This window comes from Streptomyces sp. (assembly GCF_036566765.1).
In the GTDB taxonomy this organism is placed as follows: Bacteria; Actinomycetota; Actinomycetes; order Streptomycetales; family Streptomycetaceae; genus Streptomyces.
The window spans coordinates 1-7,361 of the sequence record NZ_DATCVQ010000679.1 but is presented as its reverse complement, the minus strand read 5'-3'; the positions used below and the strand labels follow the sequence as shown (position 1 = coordinate 7,361).

The 7,361-nt window shown below is 71.1% G+C and carries 8 protein-coding genes; all 8 read left to right on the top strand.

Going from position 1 to position 7,361, the window contains the following annotated elements; translation table 11 throughout:
• Positions 1 to 1,480: DUF5941 domain-containing protein (locus VIU94_RS39405; RefSeq protein WP_331919564.1), on the top strand; the 1,480-nt coding region annotated here is incomplete at its 5' end.
• Entirely contained in the window at positions 1,477 to 2,214 is a 738-nt protein-coding gene (locus VIU94_RS39400) for a phosphocholine cytidylyltransferase family protein (RefSeq protein WP_331919562.1), read from the top strand. The genes VIU94_RS39405 and VIU94_RS39400, both read left to right, overlap by 4 nt.
• The gene (locus VIU94_RS39395; protein WP_331919560.1) at positions 2,202 to 3,263 is read left to right on the top strand and encodes an iron-containing alcohol dehydrogenase family protein; all 1,062 of its coding nucleotides are present in this window, start codon (positions 2,202 to 2,204) and stop codon (positions 3,261 to 3,263) included. Before VIU94_RS39400 ends, VIU94_RS39395 begins: the two co-directional genes overlap by 13 nt.
• Positions 3,241 to 4,020, top strand: coding sequence for a CDP-alcohol phosphatidyltransferase family protein (locus tag VIU94_RS39390; RefSeq protein WP_331919558.1), 780 nt, complete (start codon positions 3,241 to 3,243; stop codon positions 4,018 to 4,020). The genes VIU94_RS39395 and VIU94_RS39390 overlap by 23 nt, the downstream gene beginning before the upstream one ends.
• Positions 4,021 to 4,031: 11 nt before the next feature.
• Positions 4,032 to 4,916, top strand: a complete 885-nt coding sequence (locus VIU94_RS39385) for a glycosyltransferase family 2 protein (RefSeq protein ID WP_331919556.1) — start codon at positions 4,032 to 4,034, stop codon at positions 4,914 to 4,916.
• Positions 4,917 to 5,016: 100 nt separating this feature from the next.
• A complete protein-coding gene (locus tag VIU94_RS39380; RefSeq protein WP_331919554.1) occupies positions 5,017 to 5,946 on the top strand; it encodes an ABC transporter permease in 930 nt (309 codons plus the stop codon).
• Complete coding sequence (locus VIU94_RS39375; protein WP_331919552.1) at positions 5,939 to 6,724, top strand: ABC transporter ATP-binding protein; 786 nt, start codon at positions 5,939 to 5,941, stop codon at positions 6,722 to 6,724. The genes VIU94_RS39380 and VIU94_RS39375 overlap by 8 nt, the downstream gene beginning before the upstream one ends.
• 141 nt (positions 6,725 to 6,865) lie before the next feature.
• Positions 6,866 to 7,361: TetR/AcrR family transcriptional regulator (locus tag VIU94_RS39370; RefSeq protein ID WP_331919550.1), on the top strand; the 496-nt coding region annotated here is incomplete at its 3' end.

Sequence of the window (7,361 nt, the reverse complement as noted above, 5' to 3'; positions counted from 1 at the left end):
CCCGGCCGACCCCTGCGCCCTCGCGGACGCGCTCGCCGCCGACGGCGTGGCCGTGCACCGCCCCCAGCTGGGCTCCCTGGTCGCCGCCGTGCCCGACGACGCCGAGAGCCGCCACCGGGCGCGCGCCGCCGTCGCCGAGGTCGACGACGAGGCCGTACGCCTGCGGAACGCGGTCAAGGCGCACGACGGCTTCTTCACCACCTTCTTCATCAGCCCGTACTCGCGCTACATCGCGCGCTGGTGCGCCCGCCGGGGCCTGACCCCGAACCAGGTCACCACCGCCTCGCTGCTCACCGCGCTGATCGCGGCCGGCTGCGCCGCGACCGGCGACCGGGCCGGGTACATCGCCGCCGGCGTGCTGCTGCTCGTCTCCTTCGTCCTGGACTGCACCGACGGGCAGCTCGCCCGCTACTCCCTGCAGTACTCGACGATGGGCGCCTGGCTCGACGCCACCTTCGACCGGGCCAAGGAGTACTCCTTCTACGCGGGCCTCGCGCTCGGCGCGGCCCGCAACGGCGACGACGTGTGGGCCCTGGCGCTCGCCTCGATGATCCTGATGACCTGCCGCCATGTCGTGGACTTCTCGTTCAACGAGGCGAACCACGACGCCACCGCCAACACCAGCCCCACCGCGGCGCTCTCCGACCGGCTCGACAGCGTCGGCTGGACGGTCTGGGTCCGCCGCATGATCATTCTGCCGATCGGCGAGCGCTGGGCCATGATCGCCGTCCTCACCGCCGTCACCAGCCCCCGGATCGTCTTCTGGGCGCTGATCATCGGCTGCGCGTTCGGCGCCTGCTACACCACCGCCGGCCGCGTGCTGCGCTCGCTCACCCGCAAGGCCGAGCGCACCGACCGCGCCGCCCAGGCGCTGTACGACCTCACCGACACCGGGCCGCTCGCCCAGCTCGTCGCGCTGAGTCGCCCGGACTTCAAGGCCGCCTGGGTGCCCCCCGCCGTCGCCGCCTTCGGCGCGATCAGCCTGCTGACCGCGGCCCGCGCCGGAGACTTCGGCAGCCTGTACGTCGTCCTCGGCGCCGTGCTGTACGTCATCTGCTCCGGCTACGCCGTCGCCCGGCCCCTCAAGGGCGCCCTCGACTGGCTCGTACCGCCCCTCCTGAGGGCCGCCGAGTACGGCACGATCGCGATCCTCGCCGCCAAGTCCGACTCCGCCCAGGCCCTGCCCGCGGCATTCGGGCTGGTCGCGGCGGTCGCCTACCATCACTACGACACGGTGTACCGCATCCGCGGCGGCACCGGCGCGCCGCCCGCCTGGCTGGTGCGCACCATCGGCGGTCACGAGGGCCGCACGCTCATCGTGACCGTGCTCGCCGCCCTGACGGCGACCGCCGGCGACGACTTCACCCTGGCGCTCACCGCCCTCGCGGCAGCCGTGGCGCTCGTGGTGCTCGTGGAGTCCATCCGCTTCTGGGTGTCGTCCGGAGCACCCGCCGTACACGACGAAGGAGAAACCGCATGATCGGCCTCGTACTGGCAGCCGGTGCTGGACGGCGTCTGCGCCCCTACACCGAAACGCTTCCGAAGGCCCTCGTGCCTGTGGACGGCGAGACGACCGTGCTCGACCTCACCCTCGCGAACTTCGCCGAGGTCGGCCTCACCGAGGTCGCGATCGTTGTCGGCTACCGCAAGGAGGCCGTGTACGCGCGCAAGGACGAGCTGGAGGCGACGTACGGCCTCAAGCTCACGCTGATCGACAACGACAAGGCCGAGGAGTGGAACAACGCCTACTCCCTGTGGTGCGCCCGTGACGTCCTGAAGCAGGGCGTCATCCTCGCCAACGGCGACACCGTGCACCCGGTCTCCGTCGAGAAGACCCTGCTCGCCGCCCGAGGCGACGGCCAGAAGATCATCCTCGCCCTCGACACGGTGAAGCAGCTCGCCGACGAGGAGATGAAGGTCATCACCGCCGACGGCCAGGGCGTGCGGAAGATCACCAAGCTGATGGACCCGGCCACCGCGACCGGCGAGTACATCGGCGTCACCCTGATCGAGCCCGAGGCCGCCGAGGAGCTCGCGGACGCCCTGAAGACCACCTTCGAGCGCGACCCCGACCTCTACTACGAGGACGGCTACCAGGAGCTGGTCAACCGCGGCTTCCAGATCGACGTGGCCCCCATCGGCGAAGTGAAGTGGGTCGAGATCGACAACCACGACGACCTCGCGAAGGGCCGTGAGATCGCGTGCCAGTACTGACCCGGCTCATCCCCTCGCCGGTCGTCGTCGACATCAGCCGGGGCGCGATGGGGGATCTCGCCGGCCTCCTGGCCGACCAGCGGATCTCCGCCTCCGGCAAGCTCGCCTTCGCGATCAGCGGCGGCTCCGGTCAGAAGCTGCGCGAGAAGCTCGCGCCGGCCCTGACCGGCGCGGACTGGTACGAGGTCTGCGACGGCACGATCGACTCCGCGGTCAAGCTCGCCGACGACATCAAGGGCAGCCGGTACGACGCCGTGGTCGGCCTGGGCGGCGGCAAGATCATCGACGTGGCGAAGTACGCCGCGGCGCGGGTCGGCCTGCCCATGGTCGCCGTCGCGACGAACCTGTCGCACGACGGCCTGTGCTCGCCGGTGTCCATCCTGGACAACGACAACGGCCGCGGCTCCTACGGCGTCCCGACCCCCATCGCGATGGTGATCGACCTCGACGTCGTCCGCGACGCCCCGGTCCGCTTCATCCGCTCCGGCATCGGCGACGCGATCTCCAACATCTCGGCGATCGCCGACTGGGAGCTGTCCCACGAGATCACCGGCGAGCCCGTGGACGGCCTGGCCGCCGCCATGGCCCGCACCGCCGGCGAGGCGGTGCTCCGGCACCCCGGCGGGGTCGGCGACGACGAGTTCCTCACCGTCCTGTCCGAGGGCCTGGTCCTCTCCGGCATCGCCATGTCGATCTCCGGCGACTCCCGCCCCTCGTCCGGCGCCTGCCACGAGATCAGCCACGCCTTCGACCTGCTCTACCCCGAGCGCTGCGCCGCGCACGGCGAGCAGGTGGGCCTCGGCGCCGCCTTCGCGATGCACCTGCGCGGGGCCGAGGAGGAGGCCGGCCTGTTCGCCGAGGTGCTCCGCCGGCACGGGCTGCCCGTCCTGCCCGAGGAGATCGGCTTCTCGGTGGACGAGTTCGTCGCCGCCGTCGCGTACGCGCCGCAGACCCGCCCCGGACGCTTCACCATCCTCGAGCACCTCGACCTCACCGACGACCAGATCAGGGACGCGTACGCCGACTATGCCAAGACCATCCGTAGCTGAACTCCGCCCGGTCGTGCACCCGGCGGGTGTGAAGGACCGGCGCAGCGGAGAGCACTGGGGCGGCCGCCTGTACATGCGCGAGATCTCCCTGCGCATCACCCGCCGCCTGGTCACCACCAAGGTCACGCCGAACCAGCTGACCTACGTGATGACCCTGTGCGGCGTCCTCGCGGCCCCCGCCCTGCTCGTGCCGGGCGTCTGGGGCGCCGTCCTCGGCGTCGTCGCCGTCCAGCTCTACCTGCTGCTCGACTGCGTCGACGGCGAGGTTGCCCGCTGGAAGAAGCAGTTCTCGCTGTCCGGGGTGTACCTGGACCGGGTCGGCGCGTACCTGTGCGACGCGGCGGTCCTGGTCGGCTTCGGGCTGCGCGCCGCCGACCTGTGGGGCTCGGGCCGGATCGACTGGCTGTGGGCCTTCCTCGGCACCCTGGCCGCGCTCGGCGCGATCCTGATCAAGGCGGAGACGGACCTCGTCGGCGTCGCCCGGCACCAGGGCGGACTGCCGCCGGTCAAGGAGGCGGCGTCCGAGCCGCGCTCCTCCGGCATGGCGCTGGCCCGCCGGGCCGCCGGCGCCCTGAAGTTCCACCGGCTGATCCTCGGCATCGAGGCGTCCCTGCTGATCCTGGTCCTGGCGATCGTGGACCAGATCCAGGGCGACCTGTACTTCACCCGCCTCGGGGTCGCGGTGCTGGCCGGCATCGCCATGCTCCAGACCGTGCTGCACCTGGTGTCGGTCCTGGCGTCGAGCAGGCTGAAATGAGGACGCCGACCATGAGCAAGCCGCTGAAGCTGGGCGCCGTCGTCATCACCATGGGCAACCGCCCCGACGACCTGCGCGCCCTGCTCGACTCGGTCGCCCGGCAGGACGGCGACCCGATCGACGTGGTCGTGGTCGGCAACGGCGCGCCCGTCACCGGGGTCCCCGAGGGCGTGCGGACGGTCGACCTGCCCGAGAACCTCGGCATCCCCGGCGGCCGCAACGTCGGCATCGAGGCCTTCGGCCCCGGCGGCTCCGACGTCGACGTGCTGCTCTTCCTCGACGACGACGGCACGCTGCCGAACGCCGACACCGCCGAGCTGATCCGCCAGGCCTTCACCGCCGACCCGAAGCTGGGCATCGTCAGCTTCCGGATCGCGGACCCGGAGACCGGGCTCACCCAGCGCCGGCACGTGCCCCGGCTGCGGGCCTCCGACCCGATGCGCTCCTCGCGCGTGACGACCTTCCTCGGCGGCGCCAACGCCGTCCGCACCAAGGTCACGGCCGAGGTCGGCGGGCTGCCGGACGAGTTCTTCTACGCCCACGAGGAGACCGATCTGGCCTGGCGGGCTCTTGACGCCGGCTGGATGATCGACTACCGGTCCGACATGGTGCTGTTCCACCCCACGACGCCGCCCTCCCGGCACGCGTCGTACCACTTCAACGTGGCACGGAACCGGGTCTGGCTGGCGCGGCGGAACCTGCCCGCGCCGCTGATCCCGCTCTACCTCGGCGTCTGGCTGCTGCTGACGCTGGTCAGGCGGCCGTCCGTGGCCGCGCTGAAGGCCTGGTTCGGCGGCTTCAAGGAGGGCTGGACCACTCCCTGCGGTCCCCGTCGTCCCATGAAGTGGCGTACTGTGTGGCGGTTGACGAGACTGGGCCGCCCTCCTGTCATCTGACAGGCTCGGATCTGAGAGCATCGGGTCCACTCGGGTCACGGCCGCGCCGTTTCCCCGGCACCCGACTTGCCGCGCATCTTGAACACGAAAGTTTCAACTTGTGAGTGACACAACCCAAGACGGCGCGATCGCGATGACCGCCCCGCCATCCGCCGACGACGGCCTCTCCCCGGCGGAGCTGGCCGCGAAGTACGGCCTCGCGGTGAGCGGCGCCCGGCCGGGCCTTGCCCAGTACATCCGGCAGCTCTGGGGCCGCCGCCACTTCATCCTGGCGTTCTCCCAGGCGAAGCTGACGGCCCAGTACAGCCAGGCGAAGCTCGGCCAGCTGTGGCAGGTGGTGACGCCGCTGCTCAACGCGCTGGTCTACTACCTGATCTTCGGGCTGATCCTGGAAGCCAGCCGGGGCATCCCCACGGAGGTGTACATCCCCTTCCTGGTGACCGGCGTGTTCGTCTTCACGTTCACCCAGTCGTCCGTCATGGCGGGTGTGCGCGCGATCTCGAACAACCTGGGCCTGGTCCGGGCGCTGCACTTCCCGCGCGCCTCGCTGCCCATCTCGTTCGCGCTCCAGCAGCTCCAGCAGCTGCTGTTCTCGATGATCGTGCTGGTCGCCGTGGCCATCGCCTTCGGCAGCTACCCGTCGCTGAGCTGGCTGCTGATCATCCCGGCGCTGACGCTCCAGTTCGTCTTCAACACCGGCCTGGCGCTGATCATGGCGCGGCTCGGCAGCAAGACGCCCGACCTGGCGCAGCTGATGCCGTTCATCATGCGGACCTGGATGTACGCCTCCGGCGTCATGTTCTCGATCCCCCTGATGCTGAAGGACAAGCCGGCCTGGATCGCCGACCTCCTCATGTACAACCCGGCGGCGGTCTACATGGACCTGGTCCGCTTCGCCCTGATCGACGGATACGGCTCGGAGAACCTGCCGTCGCACGTCTGGATCGCCGGCCTGGCCTGGGCCGTGCTGATCGGCGTCGTCGGCTTCGTGTACTTCTGGAAGGCCGAGGAGAGGTACGGCCGTGGCTGAGAACCTGAACCAGGGGCGGGTCCCCACCGTCATCGCCGACGACGTCCACATCGTCTACCGCGTCAACGGCGGCGCGGGCGGCAAGGGCAGCGCCACCGCGGCGCTCAGCCGGATAATGGGCCGCGGCAAGCGCGAGGACCGGGGCGTCCGCAAGGTGCACGCCGTGCGCGGCGTCTCCTTCACCGCGTACCGCGGCGAGGCGATCGGCCTGATCGGGACCAACGGCTCCGGCAAGTCGACGCTGCTGCGGGCCATCGCCGGCCTGCTGCCGACCGAGAGCGGCAAGGTCTACACCGACGGCCAGCCCTCGCTGCTCGGCGTCAACGCGGCGCTCATGAACGACCTGACCGGTGAGCGGAACGTGATCCTCGGCGGTCTGGCCATGGGCATGTCCAAGGAGGAGGTCAGGGCGCGCTACCAGGGCATCGTCGACTTCTCCGGCATCAACGAGAAGGGCGACTTCATCACCCTGCCGATGCGGACGTACTCCTCCGGTATGGGCGCCCGGCTCCGCTTCTCCATCGCGGCCGCCAAGAACCACGACGTCCTCATGATCGACGAGGCGCTGGCCACCGGCGACAACAAGTTCCGGATCCGCTCCGAGGAGCGCATCCGCGAGCTCCGCAAGGAGGCCGGCACGGTCTTCCTGGTCAGCCACAGCAACAAGTCGATCAGGGACACCTGCGACCGCGTCCTGTGGCTGGAGAAGGGCGAGCTGCTGATGGACGGGCCCGCCGACGAGGTGCTCAAGGCGTACGAGCGCGAGACCGGGAAGTAGCCGGTCCGCGCGGCCGTGTGGCCCCCGCCGGAGCGATCCGGCGGGGGCCACACCCGTGCACGGCCACGCACGGGTGACCTGCTGCACGGTGACGCCATGTCCGGAAAGTTCATGCGGTCAACATCGGGCAGGATGATCCCCATGGCAGCGATCTCGGGGGGAAAGTCCTACCACCACGGCGATCTGCGCAACGCGCTGGTCGACGCCGCGGTCGACCTCGCGGCGGACGGCGGTCCGGAGCGGGTCGTGCTGCGCGAGGCGGCCCGCCGGGTCGGGGTCTCGCCGACCGCCGCCTACCGTCACTTCGACGGGCAGGGGGAGCTGCTCGGCGCGGTCAAGAGCCATGCGCAGAGCGCGCTCGCCGAGGCGATGGAGCACGCCGTGGGCCGGGCCCCCGGCTCCGACGACCCGGTGCTCGCGGCCGAGCGCCGGCTCGCGGCCCTGGTCCGCGGCTACGTCTCCTTCGCGCTCGCCGAGCCCGGTCTGTACCGCGCCGCCTTCTGCACCCCGCGCCCGCCGTGCGGCATGGGGTGGCTGCCCGGGGCCGCGGAGCCGGCCGTGGAGCCCGAGGTGCGGGCGTTCACTCTGCTCACCGAGGCGCTGGCGGCCCTGGCGGCGGCCGGCCCGGCGCCCCGGC

Bases quoted from the DNA above. Each gene is read 5' to 3' on its own strand.
- VIU94_RS39400 (WP_331919562.1), top strand. From the start codon at position 1,477: ATGATCGGCCTCGTACTGGCAGCCGGTGCTGGACGGCGTCTGCGCCCC.
- VIU94_RS39390 (WP_331919558.1), top strand. From the start codon at position 3,241: ATGCCAAGACCATCCGTAGCTGAACTCCGCCCGGTCGTGCACCCGGCG.
- VIU94_RS39385 (WP_331919556.1), top strand. From the start codon at position 4,032: ATGAGCAAGCCGCTGAAGCTGGGCGCCGTCGTCATCACCATGGGCAAC.